The organism is Streptomyces sp. NPDC050423 (assembly GCF_040655445.1).
GTDB lineage: Bacteria > Actinomycetota > Actinomycetes > Streptomycetales > Streptomycetaceae > Streptomyces.
Genome location: NZ_JBFAJY010000047.1, coordinates 40738 through 61035 on the forward strand (window position 1 = coordinate 40738; position 20298 = coordinate 61035).

A 20298-nucleotide genomic window follows, 5' to 3' on the forward strand; every position below is an offset into this window, starting at 1 on the left:
CGATGAATGACCGACCGAACCGTCACACCACATCAGGAGAACTCCCATGTCCGAACAGGCCCCCGAAACCGATTCGTCGATCTGGGCACGGATCGAGGAGTGGTACGTCGAGCGCGACGCCGCCCACTTCCTGCTGCCCCCGGCCACCGCGGAGGACATAACGGCGGTCGAGACGGAGCTGGGTGTCTCATTGCCCGAGGCGGTCACGCTGTCGCTCCGGAGACACAACGGGTCGATGGAGAGCGGCTGGCCGGCAGGCCAACTGCTGTCCTGCGCCGGGATAATCCGCGAGACGACGGTCTGGCGGGACCTACTCGCGGACGGCACCTTCGACGACTTGGCGGACTTCAACGCGAACGACGAGAACGCCCAGGCGCTCAAGACCGGCTGGCGGAACACCGGTTGGTTGTCGCTGGACGCGGACGGCAGCGGAAACGGCTCCGCCCTGGACCTGTCACCGGGTCCCGACGGAACCGTCGGCCAGATCATCGACATGGACCACGAGACGGGCCCGAGTGGCCCCACGGCACCCGACTTCATCGGCTACCTGAACGACAGGCTTGAGGAGCTGGAGGACTGCACGGTGGTGGACGGGGAGTACGTGGAGGCCGGCTGAGCAGGGGCAACTGCAACTCTCGTCCCCCCAGTACGTCGATGACTGGATTCCATGCAGCGCGCCCCATCTGGGAGCAACACCGCCCGGAGCCAACTCAGTTGCACCCGGCTGCGAGGCATCGAACGTCCACGGGGCGCCGCCCGACGCAGATGCTGCCGCGGCGAAGCGCTTTGAACGGCAGAAGTAGCGGCACCCTCGGATTCCAGGCCGATGACCGGACTGTAGGTTCCGGTCGAGGGGGAGCAATGACTGACAGAGACTGGTACGACGACAGTGAGTACCAAGACGCGGTCCGGCGGGCCGAGCGCGCGACGCGATTTGGCTGGGCGACGATCGCCGCCGCGACGGGGTCGCTTGGCTGCGCGCTGGTCGCCTCGGCAGTTGTCGGCATAGCCGTGGTTATCGCGTGCTATTACATCGTGGTGGCATCGCACTACTAGGACGTGCCGCAGTGAGCCGCAGGTGACACGCACGGCGGACAGCGGCTGCAAGGGCTATGCGGCCGAGGCAACAGAACTGGTCCTCACCTACATGTTCGCCGAGCAGCACCACTACAAATGCGAGATCGAGGTCTACGCATCAACGACGCCTCCCTCGCACTCTGTCGCAGGCTGGGATTCGCGGGAGGGGCAACCTCGTCCGCACCAGTTCTTCGCCGGTCGCTACCACGACGCGGTGCTGCTCCGCATCACCGCCGCCGCGCGCTGGGCGACGCACCAGCGGCCGTCGGTGCGCGACGAAGTGCGTGCCCGGCGCGTTGCAGGCGTACTCAGTAATGCCACCGGTTCGCGCCGGCTTCGAAGCCGCACGCGATCTTTCGCCCGGCGGCGTCCGTGGTCGTCGCCCCGACGTCGGCCTTCCGGCAGAACTGTCCGGCGTGGTAGCAGTTCCCGGCGTTGGACCGGATACTGCACAGCTGCGTCGTGGCGTTGCTGCCGCCCGCCGACGTACTTCCACCCGAGCTGGCGCCGCCGCTTCCGCTGCTGCCACTGGACGACGACCCGCCACTATTGGACGTACCACTGGACGAGGAGCGCGGCGGGTGCGCGCATGACTCGCCTGTCTCCACGATTTTGAATGCGAGCTTGGTGGGCGTGCTGTCGGTGCCGAGGGATGGGCTCTGCGAGCACACCTTCCAGTTGGAGGTGTGCACCACGGAACGCCGCAGCTCGCTCGCATCGGCGTAGGACACGGACGTGACGTGGTGTCCGCGAGCGTCTGCCACGGCCTTCCGGAGGTTCCACCCGGCGTAGTCGCTCACCGTCTCCATGACGACTGGCTTCTTCGAGGGGGTCGCGGCCGTGGACGTCGAAGCGCTGGCGGACGGGGACGTCGACACCGTGGCCGAAGGGGAGGCCGAGGCCGTGAGGGAAGGTGAAGTCGATGTGCTCGCCGCAGCCGAAGACGTGCCCTGGTCCCCACCGGAGCACGCTGAGATGCTGACGGAGAGGGCCATGAGCCCGACCACCAGGGCTCCGTAGGCCCGGCGCGCCTTTCTTCCGTTCTTCATGCCCTGGGCACCGTTGGATATCGAAGATCTCGGAGCATCCCGAAGAGACATGCCGCCCCTGATTCCTGTTCTCGATCATTGCTGCCGTCCCACGTCTGCTGGTGCGCCGTGGATGCACGCCGGTCGTGAGGTGTGAGTCACCCAGAGCGCCGGACGGGTGAGATCTTAAGACTTATATGGGGATCCTGTGTGCCTAGTCTCGATATTTCGTGATGACGCTTTGGTTTCGCTGGTGCCCTGGGCGCCAGCCCCTGGTGCTCCGGGCGTCGGCTCCGACGCAGGGGTGGAGCGCCGTACCGGACGAGCGTCGCCCCTCCGCTCACGCGGGAGGGCGCTCGTAGGTGTCGAGCCGGCGTTGTTCGACCTCGATGAGGTCGCCGGTGGCGGCCGAAGCGCGTTTGGCCGCGTAGCCGCACAGGCGGGTGCCGTAGAGGTCCAGGGCGTCGTCGGGGTCTGTGGCGTAGTGGTCGGCGATCTCCGCCCATCGGTCCCAGCTGTAAAGGCGGGCGTGGCGGCGGTCGTGGTCGGTGCGCTGCGGTTCGCGGAACTCCGTTGCCGTGGCGCGTTGTCGTAGCCATTCCTGCCACGCGGGATTACCGGTGGGCTCAGCGGTGTGCGGGTGGGCAGCCTCGGCCAATAGGGATTCGGACGGAGCGACAGCAGTCCGGTTACGGAGCTGCGCGGAGATGTACGCGGCGGGCCGCGCGGGACGCCAGTTGATCCACCAAGAGGTCAGCTCGGCGGCGATGTCGTGGGCAGCGAGGCCCTGGTCGATCAACGGCCGCAGCGCGTAAGCGAGTCGACGCAGCCCCTCGCCTTGGGTCCAAGGGACGTGCGGCCGGACCTGAGCGGCGATCCGGATGTCGGCGGCGACCTGTAGCGGGCTTCTTGGCGTCGAGTGTTCGGGGCGGGAGATGGTCCGTGCCCTCGCGTGCCTGCGCGGGGTGTCTCTACACTTCTCGTCTGCCTCAGCTACAGATTTGCGTGGGCGGGCAGTGAGAGATTGGGGCTCACGCGTCCGACAGCGAGAACCGTCCGCCGCTGAGGTGTGCACGAGCGGCACCGACACCCCGACCACCCGGGCCCCGAACCCCTGACCCTCGATCCGGTTGCCGTGCGCCCGGTCGTAGACGTACGGGATGGTGGCCGCGTAGATCGTGGCCGTACCCGCGTATGGACGCCCCGGAAGCCGCAGATTGCGTCGCGACCCGTGCCGCACCCAGACCAGCGCCCCCAACTCCCGCAGATATCCGACGTGACGCTTGACCGTTGCCCTCGACAGAGAGCAGCGCGCGGCCGTTCCGTCGAGGTCGTACAGAACGGTGCCCGCGGTGTAATCCATCCGCCCGGCCAGGTCTCGTGCGATGCGTATCGTCGCCTGCCCGGTCCTCGGATGGAGCCCGGCCTCCTCGACCAGCGACACCACAGCTCGCAACCACGCCCGGGGCTGCGCATGCCGGGCGCTCGTCGCGTCCGCCTCCTGCAACGGGCCAGGGACGGGCCGCCAATCCGGAACCGGGCATGGCTGAGAGACGCGGCACGGGGCCGCGTCGAGAACACGACGCATCACAGTCCTGGAATGGAGGGAGGGCAGGCCACGGCAGAAGCGCCGGGCACATGGCGGGACGTATGGCAGACGGGTGGGGCATGGAAGGGTTCAGACCCAAATATGATCCCATGACGGGGTCAAACATGTGGCGAATCAAGAAGATACGACAGGGGCGGAGCTTCTTTCGTCCGCCGACCTCTCGGTATCCTTGCCTCCACGACATGGGTAAAGGGGAGAGATGGACACGCCATCCGAGCGACTGCTCGACACCGGGGGTGTCGCGGAAGTTGCGGGAATTACGGCAGCCACCGTCCGCCTGTACCTCAAACGCACCCGCAAGCGCGTGACCGAAGATCTACGCGTCAGGCCCGCGGATTTCCCTCTCCCCGACAATCAGTTCGGCCGCTCTCCCGCCTGGCGGGAGAGCACCATCAGGGCTTGGCTCGCGGTTCGCCCTGGACGAGGGCGCGCCACTCCAGGCGTGTAGACGATCCGCAGCGGACTACTGCTCTACCGGCCCCGGACGTTCTTCCCTCCGTGAGCAGCTGTATTGCGGGATGGAGGGCGGGTATGTGGCGTCGAGTGGCGGTGAGGGGCGCACGCCCTGGCCGGCTGACGTCCGCTTGGGGGTGTTGGCGTGGAGGGGGTGTGCCACATCATCCCGCTGCGATTGCTGAGGCGGTCGGGCGTTTGAAATAGTGGCCGTCTCGTCAGGGCGGCTCACACTGGTGGGTTCACGCTGCAGTACCGCAGTGAGCGCCTCGACGGCCGCTGCGTTCAAGATTCCAACGTAGACGTACGGCCTGCCGGTGGAAGTCATCACCGGCTGGATGCTGCGGTAGCTGCGTTCGGGGAGGCCCAGCCCCGCAAGAGCCGCCCTTAGGCCTTCGCTTGCCGCCAGGGCTGCTGCGTAGCCCTCCGGCCCCCCGGGGCGGGCAACACCGGTCACCGGCTTCCTTGGGGCGCATGAGGGTGCCTGCGGATCATTACGGAAGCGTCAGTAGCGCGCGAGTAGTCTCCCGCGCCTCTGGCTGCCCGTCGTTGCTCGGCCAAGTCGGAGCAGACGCTGCAGTTGTCGCACGGTTCCGGTGGTGCAGACGGGACGGGGAGCTCGAAGGGCTGGGTGATTCCCGGCTTCGGGGTCTTCATGGCGGAAGGATGACCGCCCCTATGGGACGTATCTCCGCCAACTGTAGGGACAGTTGGGCGGGCTGTCGCTATCGTCCAAGAAGGCCCAAACGTCGCAGGGGGAAGTCTTGAATGCCGCTCTACGATCAGCTATGTCGGATGCCCAGTTGTCGCCTCGCAGGCTCGCGGCTCGTATTGGGGTTGCGCCGAAGACTGTTGAGCGATGGTTGGCCGATGCTGAGCTGGTACCCCACGCAAGAAACCGTGTTGACGCCTGTCAGGCACTGAAGGTGGATGAACAGATGATCTGGCCGAAGGCTGTGCAGGACCGGGTGAAGTCGGGCCATGACCGGGAGCTCGTTCAGGCCTACCCCTACCGGTCCGCGTGTCCGTCGACCGTTTGGGGTGATTTGATCGAAGGGGCTGCGGAGCAGATTTTCCTGGCCGGATACACGAACTACTTCCTTTGGCTTGAGCAGCCGGCCTTCGTCGATACCCTTCGCAGGAAGATCGATACGGGTTGCCGCGTCCGGTTCCTGTTGGGGGATCCAGACGATGAGGTGACCCGCCAGCGCGAGGTGGTCGAGGATGTCGCTCTGAGTGTTTCGACGCGTGTCCGGATCACCCTTGAGCACTTGGGGCGCCTGGGTGCCGCGAGCCGCGTGGAGGCTCGCTTCAGCAGCCATGAGGACGCTGTCAACCACGTGTCGCTGTCCGTGTTCCGATTCGATCAGCAGGCGCTGGTCACTCCGCACCTTGCGCGACTTGTCGGACACGATTCGCCGTTGCTTCACCTTCGGCGTCAGGGTGACGGTGGGATGTTTGACCGGTTCGCCGAACACGCCGAGGAGCTATGGAGTCGGGGCGTGCCAGTGTCTGCCTAAACCCGCAGGCCGCAAGGGTCCCCCGGCCGCTGACCTGGGGCTTAAGGAGGCGATGCCGATAGTCGATCTCGTGCTCTGAGACCGGAAGCCGCGGGTTCACTTGAGGCCCTGGCAAGCCTGCTGAGTGCCGCGAGCTCGGTCCTCGTCCGACCGGTAAGCACACGCCTCTGGGCACGCGCCAACGGCTGTCTCGTAAACGATCGTGGGCGTATCTCTGCGACCATTCCTGGTCACCTGTGGCGCTCACCAGTGCCGCAGGTCTTCAAGCTCTGCATTCGCTCGTGCGTAGGCAGGCTGCCCTGACAACCGCTGCGGCAGGAGAGGAGGCCAACGATGCTCCTGCGCTGATGGGTTGAGGCTTCTTACACCTACCTCAACGGCCAGAGCACCTCGTACGTGCCGCCCTCGCCGCCGTCACCCCGGCGGTGGCCACTCTGAAAACGCAGAAGCAGCTATGGGCTTGATCGCTGAACTTCTCCTCTGGTTGAAGGCTCATGAGACCGACACTGATGAGACGCTTGACCGTCGCAGCTGCGAAGAATTGACGTAACACGGCAGGCATGTATTCGCTACGGCCAGAATTCCTGAATACGGAGGTGTCTCGTGAAAGTCGACGGTCCTGGAAGCTCTCAGATGATTATTTAGTGTTCAGGATATCGTCTATTTTCTTGAATCCTCTGAGGATCTCCCGAACGGTAGTCAATTCGGTTCGAGGATTTATTTGAACTTGCATCTTGGCGGAGGTGTGTGCGATTTCTCCTCTTTCAGAAGCCCAGCTTTCAGTCGTACTCAACCAGGAAGTGTTTATTTCGCTCTTCGTTACACCGAGAGGTAGTAGTAGTTGTAGTAGATTGCGCTCTTTGATTCCGTGATTCTTCTTCTTGGCGTACGTTGTGTAACTGCCTTTTGCATCTTCGATCCGGGCGTTGAGTGTCGGAAATCTAGAAGATGTTCTGTCGGTAAGGTCTGCGATCGAATCTGGGATGTTCATTTTCGATTCGCGATGAGACATCAATGCCAGCAGGCAGGGGCGGATCTCCCCTTTCTTCTTCCATGATAGGTGGGCTTTATGTACGACTTCGATTGCGCGATCCTCGACGTATGATTCGAATTCGGCGTGCGCGAGAACCCTGAATCCACGAGTCCGCTCGTACACGCGGTCTGAGTACAAGCCGAGCTCGTCGAATGCGCGAGGGAGGAGGTTCTCTCTGAGTTCAGAAATCCTTCGGGACAGCGTCTTATAGCGCAAGGATGACATTGTGGTCTCCTTACACGAAGAAACGGTTGTCGTTGAATTTCGGAGTTTTCACCGGCTCGTCAATCACTGATTGGAGTCGCTCTCCCCACAGTGTCAACCTCCTACTTGTTGCGATGGGTGTCTTGGTTGTTGTCTGGATCGACTCCACGAACTGGCGATTCTCTTCGCAAAGTTCCCGGAAGGCTGCCTCGACAGCATCCTTTCGCTGAACGGCAGCGGCGGCGGTCTTCGCGTTCGAGAAGTAGTAAGTCATGATGTCGAATACTGCGCGGTTGAATCGTCCTTCATACCCGCCAGGCGACCAGCGGTAAAATGCGTTCTCTCCGAAAATATCGAAGGTGGCCTTGATTGCTGCTTCGCAATCGAGTGCACTTGTTTTGATATATTCCGCACGGTCCTCCCACTCATCGTTGAGGTGGTTCACTGTGCCATCAAGGAATGCTTTAAGATTCCCCGTGTATTCGTTGAGTCGGTATCGGAAAGCGAAGTACCTTAGCATTATCTCGACATCACGCATGCGGAAATCTGGCTTTTTGATTCGCAATGCCTTGCGTAGCCACTCGCCATCAGATGCCGCATCGTCCAAGAAGTCTGTGAATTCACCTGGATGGAGTGCCTGACGCAACTCCTGGGGGGAGAGCTTAACGCTTCCTGTATTGAGACGAAGAAAGACCAGGTTCAAGAACTCTTCATTCGGCCACCGGCGAACAACAACGGTCCGAACTGTTTCGTTAAGAAACGCGTTGAGATCGTCATCAAGTTCGCTGTCGGTTTCCATTTTCGCGAGAGTCTTACGTGCTAGGTCATGCCTAACATCGACGCTTGTAAGGGCGAAACCTTTGAAAGCTTCTTCCTCGTCTGATGCGGCCAGAGTAGAACCCGCTGCGAACTGGCGAAGGGCGAGAAGTCGCTGTTTTCCATCGAGAACAATAAACTTTCCCCGCCGTTTCTTGTCTTCTGCGAGGACGATCTGAGGGATCGGGAGCCCTAGAATTAGGGATTCAATAAATTTACTCTTGCGGGCCTTGTCCCATGCGTCGCGTCGTTGAAACCTTGGATTAAGCTGAATGTTCCCTCGGCGCAATTGGCTGAGGATCGTCTCGGTTGTCCAGTCCGTGTCGGTAACGACTGCCCTCTGAACGTCACTCGAGGAAACGTCGCCCGAGGACTCGCTCTCTTCGCCGTCAAGGTCGTCGTAACCGTTTTCGTCGCTATTGCTAGCGTCTGTCATGTTTTTATCCTTCTGAGTCAATATGGACACTTAGCCGCCGAGCCATCAGGCTGTGATCGCTGAGTATGTCAAGACGTCAGCCGGCATCTCGTGCTGGAGTGTCCAAGTGATGCCCATGGGCTTGCTGCCCTTGTGCTCGACGTACTCAGCCGGGCCCAGCAGCATCCAGGGCTGTGGGCCACCGATGTCGGTCTTCTTGTAGCGACGTACGAAGAGCAGCACATGCGAGCCGTCCTCTTTGTGGGTCTGGTAACGACGGCCCGTCGGAGACGTCTCTGACGTCTGGTTCTGTGATTCCCAGTGGAACCGAGACTCGTTCAAGGCGTAGTCCTTGTAGCGCGTCTCCGGAGAGAAGTCCTTTTCATCCTTCTCTAGGGTGACGAGAAGGGCATCCGTCTGGATGTTCTCGCACCACTTCACGCCCTCGCGGAAGTGCCCGGGCATGAAGCTGTCCACGGTGGACTGTCCCAGCGCGGGGAGGATTTCTTCGCGGCTGTATGAGGCGTGGCCTGACAGCGGCAGGCCGGCGTGCATACCGAGGAGTGGGATCGGCAGGTGGTCGGCCAGGTTGAGGACGTGGGCCAGGACCTGGCGGAGTTCGTCTCGGAACGCGTGCTGAGTTTGCAGGGTGTCGAAGCCCTCTTGGTAGCTCGTGAATTCTCCGCCCAGGGGCCAAAGGGAGAAGAAGAACATGCGGGCGTACAGCTGTTCCTGGGTGGTCAGTTGGTCGTACATGGGGCCGTCGTCGCTGAGTAGCTTGGTGTACGCGGAGACGCGGGCCGGGTCATCGACATGGAGGAATGCCGATACCCGCTTCAGGAGCGATGCCTCGCCGTCGGGTGCGGTCGGGTCGAGGAGTTTGGCCCGGCGTAGCAGACCCGTCCACGAGTTCCCGTTGCCGCGGTAGAGCTCTTTGAGCTCTCGACCGCTCTCCTTGAGATAGTCCGCTAGCCGTGGCTCTGCGTACGCGGCTACCTCGCGAGCGAGCTGGGTGACGTTGACGCCGATCTGGTTCCGGATGTTGTCGATGATCATCGCCTTGGCCTTGGACTCAAGGATGATCTGGCAGCCAGAGGGCAGCTGGGGGAAGTCCTGCTCAATGTTTGTCAGGAGACGGTTTCGCGTCAGGTTGGTCAGGGCGCGGAACTGTTCCTCGAATCGGAATTCCTTACGGTGCTGGCCGATGAAGTCGAGGACCGTGAGTACAGCCTTGTCCTCTGTGCGGCGGAGGCCGCGTCCCAGCTGCTGAAGGAAGACCGTGGCGCTTGAGGTCGGCCGAAGCAGGAGCAGGGTGTCGACATCTGGGATGTCGAGCCCTTCGTTGAACAAGTCGACGGAGAAGATGACTTGGAGTGTTCCGGCGCGAAGTTCGTCGAGCGCGGACTTACGCTCGTGCGTGGAGGATTCACCGGACAGGGCTACGGCGTTGAGGCCTGAGCGTCGGAAGGAGTCGGCCATGAAATGGGCATGCGCCACCGAGACACAGAAGCCCAGAGCCCGCATTGTCCCGGGGTCGGTGACCTTGTCCCTCACGGCTTTGACGACGAGTCGAGCCCGCGCGTTGTTGCCCGTGAAGAGGTTACTGAGAGCGCCTACGTCGTACGCTCCCTGCTTCCATGTGATGGCACTCATGTCGGTGTTGTCTGTGACACCGAAGTAGTGGAACGGGCTCAGTAGCTCGTTCTCAAGGGCCTCCCAGAGCCGCATCTCGGCTGCAATCCGGCCGTCAAAGAATTCATCCTGAACGTTGAGCCCGTCCATCCGCTCGGGTGTGGCGGTGAGGCCGAGCAGATCCTGCGGGGTGAAGTGGTCCATGATCCGTCGATAAGTCGGCGAGGTGCCGTGGTGGAACTCATCGATCACGATGACATCGAAGTGGTCCGGGGCGAGGCGCTCCAGAGCCCGCGGCTTGAGTGACTGGACGCTCGCGAAGACGTGGTTCCAGTCGTCGGGCACTTCGCCTCCTACGAAGAGCTCACCGAAGTTCGCATCAACCAGTACGTTCTGGTAGACGCGAAGCGACTGCTCCAGGATCTCCTTGCGATGGGCCACGAAGAGTAGACGGGGGTCCCGCCCCAGCTTCTTGCACAGGTGCTTGTAGTCCAGGGCTGCCATCACCGTCTTGCCCGTACCAGTGGCCGCGACGAGCAGATTGCGGTTCCGCCCGTGGACAGTGCGCTCGACTTCAAGGCGTTCCAGCATGTCGCGCTGGTGCGGGTACGGGCGGACTTCCAGCCCAGAGAGGGTGATGATGTTACGCCCCTGCGGACCGGAAGCCCCACTAGCGTGGGAGAGGGCTTCATCTAGTCGCTGTGCGTCGCTATCGGGGTCGTACGTCTCAAAGGAGCGCTCGCTCCAGTAGGCGTCGAAGGTGGCCTCGAACTTGCGCAGGACTGAGGGGGTCGCCACCGATGACAGGCGTACGTTCCATTCGAGACCGTCGAGGAGCGCTGCCTTCGACAGGTTGGAGCTACCGACGTACGCAGTGTCGAAGCCACTCTCGCGGCGGAAGAGCCATGCCTTCGCGTGTAGGCGAGTCGAGCGGAGCTCGTAATTGACCTTTACTTCAGCGCCAAACTCGCGAACCAACCGGTCGAGTGCCCGACGCTCTGTGGCGCCGATGTATGTCGTCGTGAGGACCCGGATGGGGACACCGCGATCGCGGGCAGATGTCAAAGATTGTTCGAGTACTCGCAGACCGTGCCACTTCACGAAGGCGCACAGCAGGTCGACGCGGTCCGCCGTGGCCAGTTCCGCTCGTAGCTCGAAGCCCAAGCTGGGGTCTTCGGGTGAGTTGGTGATGAGCGCTGTCTCGGAGAGCGGGGTCGCGGGGCGGATGGCATAGACACCCGGCGCCTCCTGCTCTGCAACCGCCAGAAGCTGTCGCGGTCCATCGACAACCAAGTCGACCCACTCGGTCGCGCCTTCGAGGGTGTTGAGGGACTCCAGGATGTGGTTGGCGGCGAGCACCTGCTCGGCTGGTGTCAGCCCCTGAAGCACTCGGCGCACGATGCTTGCGATGTGGCGGGACAAAACGTGAGGCGTGGACTCGCCTCCCACCACCGCGTCGATGGCGCGCCAGCCCACAGCGTCGAGCTGCTTCATTCGCTCTTCGAGACGTTGGGTGATCAACGTTTCGTACAGTCCCGCAACTGGCGCCGTTTCCCCTGCAACCTGGTTGGTCATGGCCGAGTCCCCCTCATTGCGGTACCTATGTACGCAGTTGTATCAAGGGGGACTGACAGATCCTGATCGCGTGGCCATGATTCAGACCCCCCGCCCCCCGAACCAAGCCCGGCTCTCCGGCTGGTTCGGCCGGACCGTGAGCAGGATCGCCAGGATGAGCACCAGCGCGCCGAGGATCGGGGTCACCTGGAAGGCGGTCAGGGCGAAGGGGAGGCCCGTCCAGCTGTACGCGACGGCTGAAGTGCGTACGCGGGGGTGGCGTGTGGGGAATTTAAGGGCGGTGATGATGCCCCAGGCGGCCAGCGCCACCAGTAGCACTCCGGTGGAGATCACCCTGCCCGAGCGCGCCTCGTTCCAGAGGGAGGTCGCGACGTCGGCGCTGTTGGTGATGAGGGCGAGGCCGAGTACGGCTTGGAGGCCGGCCAGGGTCATCATCATGACGCGCAGGCCGCTGACCGTGCCGGGCATCTGACCGGCGGCGGGAGGAGGAGTGCTGCCGGCGCTGCCGGGGCCGGGTGGGCGGAGTGCTTCTCCTGGGGCCTGGTCTCCGTCGGCCCGTGTGTTGTCCGGCGTGCCCGGGTCGTCCGTGCTCATCTGGTGGCCTTCCCCCGAAGTGGTCCACAGTTCAGGAGACCATGATCGGCGGGCGGTGCGCGTTTGGCTACAGGTAAGTCGGCCACTTCCCATCCGATCACGCGGGTCCCGGTGCGGGCGCCGTTGCTTCCGGGGGCAGCTCCCGTACGTACCCCAACCCCCGCTTCCCGTTCAGCAGCACCTCCTCGCCCGTCGCGACGAACCCCGTCCGCGTCAGGACGGATCGTGACGCGGTATTGGTGACGGTGGCCGACGCGCGGAGCGTGGTCAGGGCGTACGTCGTCGTGCAGAGGGTGAAGAGGCGGCGGACCGCCGACGTGGCCAGGCCGCGGCCCGTGGCCCTCTCCGCCAGGCGGAAGCCCAGTTCGGCCGTGCCGTTCTCCGCGTCGACCAGGTTGAAGCGGCCCAGCACCTCGCCGTTCTCCGCCATCAGGAGGTGGAAGTGGCAGGTGCCGGCCGCCTGCTCGGTGAGGAGGGCCTCGTGGCGGACGGCGAAGTCGGTGAAGTAGGCGTCGCCGCGGTCCGGTACCGAGGCCGCGAAGAACGCGCGGTTCTCCCGCTCGAACGTGAGGAGGGCCGGGGCGTGATCGGCGCGCAGCCGCTGCAGTTCAGGTATCGAGGAGGGCGTGGTGGGCATGGCGGGACCGTACACAACCGGGCCCGGCCCCGGCATCCGGTAATTGACGCGGTCGTGCTGCCCCGGGGCCCGCCTCCTACAGTGCGCCCCCGTGGCAGTCGCGGTACGGGCGGCCCGTGCCGCACCAGCAGGCCGCGCTCCTCGCCGGGGGCCACGGGACCGCGCGGCCGCGGGCCGCGAGGGTGGTGGCGTACTGGGGGAGCAGGTCCGGGTCGGCCGGGGAGGCGGCCTCCGAGGCGGCGAACGCCTCGTACGACGGGACCGTGCCCGTCACGATGCCGAGGTTCGGGGTGCCCGTCGCGTGGAGGTCGCGCAGGGCCGTCTCCAGGCGGGCCAGGTGGTCCGGGTGGGAGGCGTACTCGCTGCCGAGGCTCGGGTACGCGGTGAGGAGCTCGTTCAGTTCGGCCTCCGGCCAGTGCAGCACCGCCACCGGGAAGGGGCGGGAGAGCGCGGTGCGGTAGGTGCCGAGTTCGGCGCGGAGGCGGGTGATCTCGGCGCGCAGCTCGCCCGGGTCGGAGGAGCCCAGGGCCCACAGGCGCTTCGGGTCGTGGAGTTCGTCCAGCGGGACGGCCGCCGTGTGCAGGGCGTCGGCCAGCTCGTCCCAGGCGTCGTGCCGGACGCCCATCAGGCGGCGTACCCGGTGGCGGCCGGTCAGCAACGACTGGGTGGCGTACGGGACTTCCTCGCCCGGTGCGATGAGCAGGGTGAGGGCCGTGGAGAAGTAGTCGTGGGCCGCCCGCAGCTCGTCGTGGGCCTCCAGGGTCTCCGCCGCGATCTCCCAGGGAGCCGCCTCCAGCGGGCCCGCCGCGCGGATGCCGTCGATGATCGCGCGGGCCTCGGCCTCATGGCCGTACTCCCACAGGTTGGCGGCGTTGAGCGCCTTGACCAGGTGCGGGTGTTCGGTGCCGGGGGCGCTGAGCAGTTCGTCGTAGAGCGTCGTGGCGCGGGCGCGGTCGCCGGCGAGCTCCAGATGGGCGGCTGCCTGGAGGAGCAACGGCTCGTGGTCCTCGGGGTACTGCGCCGCGGTGCGCAGCAGGCGCTCGGCTTCGGTGGTGTGGTCGGCAGGCGTGTCGGGGCGCATGAAACACACCGTACTGCTGTACGGCCGCGGGACGGAGAGCTGTCCCAGCTCTGGAGAGTTACCGGGCTTGGCCCTATCGTGCGGGCCGTGCGTGAGCGGATACCTGTGGTGGTGCAGCGGAACTCGCGAGGGCGGCAGGCCGCTGTGCGCGGGCTGTGGACGAGCGCCGAGCTGGTGGTGACGCTCGGCGTCGTTCTCCTGCTTCTCGTCGCTCATCAGCTGTGGTGGACCAACCGGCAGGCCCGCGCCGGCGCCGCCCACACCGTGCAGGCCCTCCAGCGGGACTGGGGAGATCCGGCGCCCGAGCCGTCGGGGGCGGGCGCGGAGCCGGAGCGGCCCGCGGACGACAGCCCCGCCGTGTCGACGGACGACGGGAAGGGCGGTGCCGGGAGTGCGGCCCCGGCCGCCGACGCCACCGCGCCCCGCCGGTCCCAGGCCTACGCCGTCATCCGGATCCCGCGCATCGGGCTCACCGCACCCGTCGCGCAGGGCATCAGCAGGAGCGGCGTCCTCGACAAGGGGTACGTCGGCCATTACCCCGGCACCGCGCAGCCCGGCGGTTCCGGGAACTTCGCGCTCGCCGCGCACCGCAACACCCACGGCGAACCGTTCCGCTACATCAACCGGCTGCGCCGCGGCGACCGGGTCACCGTCGAGACCCGGGACACCGTCTACACGTACACCGTCGACAAGACCCTCGCCCAGACCGGTGCGGGGGACGGCGGGGTCGTGGCCGCCGTGCCGCGCAGCAACGTGAAGCCGTACGTCGGGTACCGGGCGGCCGGGTCCTATGTGACGTTGACGACGTGCACGCCCGAGTTCACCTCCCGGTACCGGCTCGTCGTGTGGGGGAAGCTGACCGGCGTGCGGGGGCGCTGAGGTGAGGGCGGCCCTGTGCGGGGCGGTGGTGCGGTGCGTGATGTGGTGCGGAGTGGGGCAGCCGAGGGAGGTGCTCCTCGACCACCCCACGTGTCGTTCCGATCGTGCCGACGGCCTCGAAGGCGGGCCGGGTGGCCCTCCGTGGGCGGTGACCCGCTCACTCCCCCGCGGGGGAGCCGGTCACCGAGGACGGCCGGGCTGTCGGCAGGGCATCGGCGCGGCGCAGAACCTGCCGGGTCCGCTGCCCTTCGCCCCGCGTCAGCAGGTGTAGGCGCCCTGGAAGGCCGCGGTGATGGCCACGGTCTCCGAGTGCCAGCCGCCACGGGCGGCGATCGTGGTACACGGGCCGTCGACGTGGTTCGACCAGTTGAAGCGGATCCGCACGCTGGAGCTGCAGTTGTTGGTCGCCCGCGTGGTGTGGGTGGCCCAGCTGCTGGTGCTCTTGAACGAGACGCACGAGGGGGCGTTGGCGGCGCTCGCCGACCCCACGGCGACGCTGCCGCCGAGCAGCGCGGTGGCTCCCAGCACTGCGGCAGTTCTCTTGATCGCGGACGTGGATATCTGCATGGTGAAGTACCTTTCTCGTGGCTTGTCGAACACGGGTGTTATTCAACGGATGAGACGCTACTTGAGGCCGAATTGGCTGGGACCGGTCTCGGCGAATCGGGCGGGATCCATTCGGTTGTGGCCGAAAACCCTTGATATATAAGGGAGTTGATAGAAGGTCATTCCGGTTGTGACCTTCGGTTGACAGGTGAATTGGGCGGCGCGGGCGCACAATTGAAAGATATCGCTCCGGTTATCGCGACCCATGGCCGAGATTCACCGGGCGGGGTGCGGTCGAGGAACTCGCAGAAAATAGTTGGGCTGTCCGTGAACCGTTGGAGGGTGTGGTGACGATCCAAGGGGTGTGGTGAGTGAGATGGAACGGGCCGAGGAGCACGCGCTGCTGTTGCGTGCCGTGGCGGACGGCGACCGGGAGGCGTTCGAGTCGCTCTACCGTCACTACGCGCCCTGGCTGACGGCCAGGCTGCGGTATCGCTGCGCCGACGCGGAGTTGGTGCAGGACGTCGTGCAGGAGACGTTCGTCAGCGTCTGGCGAGGAGCCTCCCGCTTCCGCCGGCACGAGGACGCGGATGTGGCGGGCTGGCTGTGGAGGATCTGCAGCCGTCGGCTGGCGGACGCGGGGCGGGGGAGCGGATCACGGCAGCGGCTTCAGGCACTGCTCGCACGGATGGGCGTGCGGGGTAACCGGGCGCCGTCGGCGGAGGAAGTGGTGCTCGACGGTGTCGCGCACGGTGACCTCGGCGCGGCGATCGGCCGACTGCCCAACGAGCTGCGGGAGGTTCTCGCCGTCACGGTGCTGGAAGGCCTGACGACAAGGGAGGCGTCGGTGGTGTTGCGGATCCCGGAGGGAACGGTCAAGACACGGGCCAGCCGGGCGCGCAGGCGGCTGCGGGAGGAACTGGCATGAGCAATCCGTACCCAACCGCCGGAGCGCGACCGGACATGCCGGCCGAACCCCGGGGCGACCACCTGGAACAGGGCCTCATCACGTCCTACGCCCAGGGTTCACTGCCGGTGGAGAGGTGCGCACCCGTCGAGCGGCACCTCGACCGGTGCACGGTCTGCAGGGCGGTCCTCGCCGCACAGACACCGCCCGAGGTGACCGAAGCCGGCTGGCAGGGGCTCTCGTTCGCCTTGGACGTCCCCTCCCAGCGCCTCGCGGAGCGCGTCGTCGTGCGTCTCGGGGTCCCCGAGCACATGGCGCGGCTGGCGATGGCGACGCCGGTCCTGCGCCGGTCCTGGGTCGGTGCGTCGTTGGTGACGCTCCTCTTCACCGTGATCGCGGCGCGGCTCTCCCCCGACGCCTCCGCCGTCCTCCTCCTCATGGTGGCGCCGCTGATTCCGGCGGCCGGCGTAGCGGTGTCGTACGGTCCCGCCTTCGACCCGATGTACGAACTGGGTCTCGTCATGCCGACCCAGGCCCTGCGGCTGATCCTGTTCCGCAGTACCACCGTGCTGATCGCGAGCACCGCCGTCAGCGCGCTGGTGACGCTCGCGCTGCCGGAACAGGGAGCCGCGGTCTTCGGCTGGCTGGCCCCGTCACTGGCGGTGACCTCGCTGACGCTTGCGCTGTCCGCCTTCTTCGACCCCCTCGTCGCCGTCCGGGCGACGGGCGTCGGGTGGCTCGTGGTGTCGGTCCTGGCCGCGGGGGACGGCGTCAGGCATTCCGCGCTCCTCACCGTTCAGGGGCAGACGGTGGTCGCGTTCCTGGCCCTGGTCTGTGCCGTGTTCATCGCCGCCCAGCGGCACCGGTTCGAGCACGCCGTGCGAGGGCGGCGCCCGGACCGGCCGGCCCTGTGAGCCGGCCCGCCTCACGGTGTTCCACCCGACAGCAGCCTTTTCGATCAGCCAAGAAGCAGGAGACCGATGTCTGAGCAGACAAGCCCGGTGGACGTCCGTGACGTCTCGGTGAGTTACCGGGGCCGGCCGGCCCTCGACCGCGCGTCATTCCGGTTGCAGCCGGGCGTGACGGGACTCCTGGGGCCGAACGGAGCCGGCAAGACCACACTTCTGCGGGTACTGGCCACGGCCATCTCCGCCGACCGGGGAGAGCTGTCCGTCCTCGGAGAGGACCCGGCGACGGCCGCGGGAAAGCTGGCGGTCCGCCGTCGTCTCGGCTACCTGCCGCAGGACCCCGGATTCCATCCCCACTTCACGGCACTGGACTTCGTCGACTACGTCGCGATCCTCAAGGAGGTGACGGAGACCAGGGCCAGGCGCGGCGAGGTACTCAGAGTTCTGGAGGCGGTCGGCCTCTCGGACCAGCGCGGCAAACGCATCAAGGCGCTGTCCGGCGGCATGCGCCAGCGGGTGGCGCTGGCCGCCGCGCTCATCGGCGACCCCGACCTGCTCATCCTCGACGAGCCGACGGTCGGCCTGGATCCGGAGCAGCGCCTGAGGTTCCGCGAAGTCATCGCCGATCTCGGTGAAGGCCGGACGGTCCTGCTCTCGACCCACCAGACGGAGGACGTCTCCGCGCTCTGTAAGCGGGTGATCGTGCTCGACAAGGGCGTGGTGAAGTTCGAGGGGGTGCCCTCGGACCTGATCGCGGTCGCCGCCGGCCGGGTCTGGCTGAGCACCGAGAAGGACAACAGCGCTCTCGCCGGCTGGCGGACGGGCGAGGGAACCTTCCGGAACATCGGCAGCCCGCCCCCGGGGGCCGAACCGATTCCGCCCGCCCTGGAGGACGGATACCTTCTCCTGCTCGACGGCACGCCCATGACGGATCAGGGAGCCCGGCGATGACGTTCTCGACCACCACCGACGACGACTCCCGCCGGACGGGCACGTCGTCGCCGGCCGCGGGCCGGGCATCGCGTGGCCGGCCGGCCGTTCTGGTGCTCGCCGGGACCGAGTCCAGGCTTCTGCTGCGGCACCCGGCGTTCCTGGCGGCCGTCGTGCTCTATGCGGCCTTCTGGATCTACGACCTGGTCTCGGGGGACGCCGCCCACGCCTACCCGGTGCTCCAGGACGAGTCCTGGTCCGTCCACCTCCCGCTCCTGCTGCCGGCCGCCGGGGTGCTGCTGGCCGCCAACCAGGGCGCTCTGCGCTCGTACCGCAACATGACCGAGCCGATGTACGACGTGCTGGTCGTCGGCCGGCCCCGGCGGATCTGTGCGCACCTGCTGTCGTTGCTGCCCGCCTCGCTGCTCGCGCTCCTGCTGACAGCGGGTCGGATCGGATACCTGGCAGGGCGATCCGGTGCGGTGGGCGAGATGCGTCCCTGGGACCTCATGGCCGGCCCTGCCTGTGTACTACTGGCCGGCGTGGTCGGTGTGATGCTGTCGACGCTGGCCACATCGGCGGCCGTCGCTCCCATGGCCCTGGTCGGGCTCGGCATGCTGACCTTCGCGGGAGCGGTCAACACGAGCGCCTCGTGGCGCTGGTTCGGACTTCTGGCGTTCGAGAACGAGAACGCTCAGCCGCTTCCCGCGGTCCTGGTGCACCGTCCCGCGGTCGCCCATCTCGTCTGGCTGACGGCTCTCGTGGTGCTGCTCGGTGCGGTCGCGGTGCTGCGGGCCGGCGGACGCGGAACGGTGCTCAAGGCGACGACCGCTCTGGCGCTGGTGGCGGCACTCGTAGCCGGATTCACCCAGACCCGCGGGCTCTCCGCCGCGGACACGGACCAGGTGAGCGCGTACACCGACCATCCGGCCGCCCACCAGCGGTGCACGACGGAGAACGGTCTCACCCTCTGCGCGTTTCCCGAATTCGCCCCGTGGAAACCGCAGTGGGCGGACGTGGCCAGGGGCATCCTCGCGCACGCGCCGCGTGAGGTGGCCGCTGCGCCGTACGCGATCCGGCAGAGGATCTTCCCGCCAGGAGGTGCGAGCAGCAACGGAACGCCTCCGCCGCTGACGGAGTGGGCCGAGGACGACGCGCGGGCCGGCACGCCGAAGGCGGTGACGGTCGGCACGGACTGGAGCGACGGCGCGGCCGGCGGCGACCGCAGGAGCGACGCCGTCGTCGAGTTCTCGACGGGATTCGCCTACCGCGCCGTCACCGGCGACGTCCCCCGTCAGCCGCGGCTGACGATGGTGTGCGGCGCACGGGCCACGCTGGTGCTGTGGCTGGCGGGCGAGGCCACCCCCGGCAGCCAGGAGGCGCTGCGCTCCACGCGTGCGCGCACCTTCGGCGGCGGGATCAGCCTGCCCCTGCTCAACTCGGGCGCGGGACTCTCCTTCGAGCCCCGGGCGGCCGACTTCGCCTTCGACCTCATCGATCACCCGGCCCAGGGCAACGCGGCGGCGATCAAGAAGAACTGGGCCGAACTGACCGCACCGGACACCACGGTCGACCGGGCCGCCCGTCTGCTCGGCGTCAAGGCCCCCGCGGCGCTTGCCGATTCGGGCCAGGTGGCCGGATGCTGAGTTCAGCCGTGCCGCCGGACACGCGCGTACTCACCGGTCCGCGAAGGGCCCGGCACCTCACCGTCCTGCTCGGGGCGTCGCTCCGAGCCATGCCGAAGACCCCGCTCGCGCTCGGGGCACTCGTCGGCCTGCTGACCACGGCCGCACCCGCGCTCCTCCACGTCGGCCTGGGGCTGCCCGACGTGGCCATGCTGAGCAGAGTGGCCGCTGTGGCCGTGGCGCTGGGGGCCGGTTTCGTCCTTGACGATCCCGCGGCCAGAACCACCGTGGCCGTACCGGTGAGCCGCCTGGCCCAGCGGGCCGTACGGGCGGTTCCCGTCCTCGCGCTGGGGATGGCCGTGTGGGCGGTGGCAGCGGCCGTGGCCCGCACGACCCTGCCGCAGGAGACCCGGCCCCTCTTTCCGTGGGGCGGTCTGGCGGCCGAGGCCGCGGCGCTCGTGGCGATCTCCCTGGTGCTCGCCGCGGTGGGTCTGCGGTTCACCGAAGGTGAGCGCGGCTCGCTGGTCGCCGCACCGGGAATCCTGCTGCTGGTGATCACTGCGGTGCTGTTGCCGGAGGGAGCAGCCTTGTTCCTGCCGCCCGGACACACCTCCTGGGTGGCCGTGCACCAGGTCTGGACAGGGCTCCTGGTGGCCGCACTGGCCGGGGGCACGCTCCTGGCCGGCGGTGCGGACACGGCACGGTTGACCAGAAGGAGATGACAAGCGCCCTCTTACGGCTCGGTGCGCGGCGAAGTGCCCTCCGGCCAGGGCAAGCGCGTGGTCTTCGTCTCCAGCGACTCCGACGAGGCCGGCTCCCAGATCGCCGA

19 protein-coding genes and 1 pseudogene are annotated in these 20298 nt (G+C 66.5%); 11 read left to right on the plus strand and 9 right to left on the minus strand.

Features of this window, described 5'->3' with window-relative positions:
- Nucleotides 1-46 precede the first annotated feature (46 nt).
- From AB0I52_RS28455 to AB0I52_RS28465, 3 genes and pseudogenes are all read left to right on the plus strand, one after another.
- Complete coding sequence (locus tag AB0I52_RS28455) at nucleotides 47-616, plus strand: SMI1/KNR4 family protein (protein ID WP_363077340.1); 570 nt, start codon at nucleotides 47-49, stop codon at nucleotides 614-616.
- 245 nt (nucleotides 617-861) lie between these two features.
- Nucleotides 862-1056, plus strand: a complete 195-nt coding sequence (locus AB0I52_RS28460; protein WP_363077342.1) for a hypothetical protein — start codon at nucleotides 862-864, stop codon at nucleotides 1054-1056.
- A gap of 49 nt (nucleotides 1057-1105) precedes the next feature.
- Nucleotides 1106-1351 (plus strand): annotated as a pseudogene (locus AB0I52_RS28465) (GNAT family protein); the annotation flags it as partial.
- 34 nt (nucleotides 1352-1385) lie between these two features.
- On the opposite strand, the gene AB0I52_RS28470 reads toward AB0I52_RS28465, so the two are convergent.
- Nucleotides 1386-1886 (minus strand): hypothetical protein, encoded by a 501-nt coding sequence (locus AB0I52_RS28470; RefSeq protein WP_363077344.1) that lies wholly within the window; start codon nucleotides 1884-1886, stop codon nucleotides 1386-1388.
- On the opposite strand from AB0I52_RS28470, the gene AB0I52_RS28475 reads away from it, so the two are divergent.
- A complete protein-coding gene (locus AB0I52_RS28475; RefSeq protein ID WP_363077346.1) occupies nucleotides 1885-2097 on the plus strand; it encodes a hypothetical protein in 213 nt (70 codons plus the stop codon). The genes AB0I52_RS28470 and AB0I52_RS28475 overlap by 2 nt on opposite strands.
- A gap of 348 nt (nucleotides 2098-2445) precedes the next feature.
- Here the strand turns inward: AB0I52_RS28475 and AB0I52_RS28480 are convergent, their stop codons facing one another.
- Nucleotides 2446-3549: a hypothetical protein gene (locus AB0I52_RS28480; RefSeq protein WP_363077348.1), complete on the minus strand. Its 1104-nt coding sequence runs from the start codon at nucleotides 3547-3549 to the stop codon at nucleotides 2446-2448.
- A gap of 1406 nt (nucleotides 3550-4955) precedes the next feature.
- Between AB0I52_RS28480 and AB0I52_RS28485 the strand changes: the two genes are divergently transcribed.
- Nucleotides 4956-5687, plus strand: a complete 732-nt coding sequence (locus tag AB0I52_RS28485) for a DUF5919 domain-containing protein (RefSeq protein WP_363077350.1) — start codon at nucleotides 4956-4958, stop codon at nucleotides 5685-5687.
- Nucleotides 5688-6324: 637 nt separating this feature from the next.
- On the opposite strand, the gene AB0I52_RS28490 is transcribed toward AB0I52_RS28485, so the two are convergent.
- From AB0I52_RS28490 to AB0I52_RS28515, 6 genes are all read right to left on the minus strand, one after another.
- Nucleotides 6325-6945 (minus strand): HEPN domain-containing protein, encoded by a 621-nt coding sequence (locus tag AB0I52_RS28490; protein WP_363077352.1) that lies wholly within the window; start codon nucleotides 6943-6945, stop codon nucleotides 6325-6327.
- Between the two features lie 10 nt (nucleotides 6946-6955).
- Nucleotides 6956-8176, minus strand: a complete 1221-nt coding sequence (locus tag AB0I52_RS28495) for a DUF262 domain-containing protein (RefSeq protein ID WP_363077354.1) — start codon at nucleotides 8174-8176, stop codon at nucleotides 6956-6958.
- A gap of 45 nt (nucleotides 8177-8221) precedes the next feature.
- Nucleotides 8222-11362 carry a DUF3427 domain-containing protein gene (locus tag AB0I52_RS28500; RefSeq protein ID WP_363077356.1) on the minus strand — a complete coding sequence of 1047 codons (3141 nt, stop codon included), beginning with the start codon at nucleotides 11360-11362 and terminating at the stop codon, nucleotides 8222-8224.
- Nucleotides 11363-11443: 81 nt separating this feature from the next.
- Nucleotides 11444-11956 (minus strand): hypothetical protein, encoded by a 513-nt coding sequence (locus AB0I52_RS28505; RefSeq protein WP_363077358.1) that lies wholly within the window; start codon nucleotides 11954-11956, stop codon nucleotides 11444-11446.
- A gap of 97 nt (nucleotides 11957-12053) precedes the next feature.
- Entirely contained in the window at nucleotides 12054-12572 is a 519-nt protein-coding gene (locus tag AB0I52_RS28510; protein ID WP_363077384.1) for a GNAT family N-acetyltransferase, read from the minus strand.
- 97 nt (nucleotides 12573-12669) lie between these two features.
- Nucleotides 12670-13674 carry an SEC-C domain-containing protein gene (locus AB0I52_RS28515; RefSeq protein ID WP_363077360.1) on the minus strand — a complete coding sequence of 335 codons (1005 nt, stop codon included), beginning with the start codon at nucleotides 13672-13674 and terminating at the stop codon, nucleotides 12670-12672.
- Nucleotides 13675-13761: 87 nt separating this feature from the next.
- On the opposite strand from AB0I52_RS28515, the gene AB0I52_RS28520 reads away from it, so the two are divergent.
- Nucleotides 13762-14553, plus strand: coding sequence for a class E sortase (locus tag AB0I52_RS28520; RefSeq protein ID WP_363077362.1), 792 nt, complete (start codon nucleotides 13762-13764; stop codon nucleotides 14551-14553).
- 258 nt (nucleotides 14554-14811) lie between these two features.
- Here AB0I52_RS28520 and AB0I52_RS28525 read toward each other — a convergent pair whose 3' ends face one another.
- Nucleotides 14812-15120, minus strand: a complete 309-nt coding sequence (locus AB0I52_RS28525) for a hypothetical protein (protein WP_363077364.1) — start codon at nucleotides 15118-15120, stop codon at nucleotides 14812-14814.
- 355 nt (nucleotides 15121-15475) lie between these two features.
- On the opposite strand from AB0I52_RS28525, the gene AB0I52_RS28530 reads away from it, so the two are divergent.
- From AB0I52_RS28530 to AB0I52_RS28550, 5 genes are all read left to right on the plus strand, one after another.
- Entirely contained in the window at nucleotides 15476-16027 is a 552-nt protein-coding gene (locus AB0I52_RS28530) for an RNA polymerase sigma factor (protein WP_363077386.1), read from the plus strand.
- A complete protein-coding gene (locus tag AB0I52_RS28535; protein WP_363077366.1) occupies nucleotides 16024-16920 on the plus strand; it encodes a zf-HC2 domain-containing protein in 897 nt (298 codons plus the stop codon). The genes AB0I52_RS28530 and AB0I52_RS28535 overlap by 4 nt, the downstream gene beginning before the upstream one ends.
- 66 nt (nucleotides 16921-16986) lie before the next feature.
- The gene (locus AB0I52_RS28540) at nucleotides 16987-17865 is read left to right on the plus strand and encodes an ABC transporter ATP-binding protein (protein WP_363077368.1); all 879 of its coding nucleotides are present in this window, start codon (nucleotides 16987-16989) and stop codon (nucleotides 17863-17865) included.
- On the plus strand, nucleotides 17862-19490 hold the full coding sequence (locus tag AB0I52_RS28545; protein WP_363077370.1) for a hypothetical protein: 1629 nt from the start codon (nucleotides 17862-17864) through the stop codon (nucleotides 19488-19490). Before AB0I52_RS28540 ends, AB0I52_RS28545 begins: the two co-directional genes overlap by 4 nt.
- The gene (locus AB0I52_RS28550; RefSeq protein ID WP_363077372.1) at nucleotides 19484-20191 is read left to right on the plus strand and encodes a hypothetical protein; all 708 of its coding nucleotides are present in this window, start codon (nucleotides 19484-19486) and stop codon (nucleotides 20189-20191) included. The genes AB0I52_RS28545 and AB0I52_RS28550 overlap by 7 nt, the downstream gene beginning before the upstream one ends.
- Nucleotides 20192-20298 lie beyond the last annotated feature (107 nt).

Coding starts and splice junctions, on each gene's coding strand:
- AB0I52_RS28455 (WP_363077340.1), top strand. CDS start 47: ATGTCCGAACAGGCCCCCGAAACCGATTCGTCGATCTGGGCACGGATC.
- AB0I52_RS28460 (WP_363077342.1), top strand. CDS start 862: ATGACTGACAGAGACTGGTACGACGACAGTGAGTACCAAGACGCGGTC.
- AB0I52_RS28475 (WP_363077346.1), top strand. CDS start 1,885: ATGACGACTGGCTTCTTCGAGGGGGTCGCGGCCGTGGACGTCGAAGCG.
- AB0I52_RS28470 (WP_363077344.1), bottom strand. CDS start 1,886: ATGGAGACGGTGAGCGACTACGCCGGGTGGAACCTCCGGAAGGCCGTG.
- AB0I52_RS28485 (WP_363077350.1), top strand. CDS start 4,956: ATGTCGGATGCCCAGTTGTCGCCTCGCAGGCTCGCGGCTCGTATTGGG.
- AB0I52_RS28490 (WP_363077352.1), bottom strand. CDS start 6,945: ATGTCATCCTTGCGCTATAAGACGCTGTCCCGAAGGATTTCTGAACTC.
- AB0I52_RS28495 (WP_363077354.1), bottom strand. CDS start 8,176: ATGACAGACGCTAGCAATAGCGACGAAAACGGTTACGACGACCTTGAC.
- AB0I52_RS28500 (WP_363077356.1), bottom strand. CDS start 11,362: ATGACCAACCAGGTTGCAGGGGAAACGGCGCCAGTTGCGGGACTGTAC.
- AB0I52_RS28505 (WP_363077358.1), bottom strand. CDS start 11,956: ATGAGCACGGACGACCCGGGCACGCCGGACAACACACGGGCCGACGGA.
- AB0I52_RS28515 (WP_363077360.1), bottom strand. CDS start 13,674: ATGCGCCCCGACACGCCTGCCGACCACACCACCGAAGCCGAGCGCCTG.
- AB0I52_RS28525 (WP_363077364.1), bottom strand. CDS start 15,120: ATGCAGATATCCACGTCCGCGATCAAGAGAACTGCCGCAGTGCTGGGA.
- AB0I52_RS28530 (WP_363077386.1), top strand. CDS start 15,476: ATGGAACGGGCCGAGGAGCACGCGCTGCTGTTGCGTGCCGTGGCGGAC.
- AB0I52_RS28535 (WP_363077366.1), top strand. CDS start 16,024: ATGAGCAATCCGTACCCAACCGCCGGAGCGCGACCGGACATGCCGGCC.
- AB0I52_RS28540 (WP_363077368.1), top strand. CDS start 16,987: ATGTCTGAGCAGACAAGCCCGGTGGACGTCCGTGACGTCTCGGTGAGT.
- AB0I52_RS28545 (WP_363077370.1), top strand. CDS start 17,862: ATGACGTTCTCGACCACCACCGACGACGACTCCCGCCGGACGGGCACG.
- AB0I52_RS28550 (WP_363077372.1), top strand. CDS start 19,484: ATGCTGAGTTCAGCCGTGCCGCCGGACACGCGCGTACTCACCGGTCCG.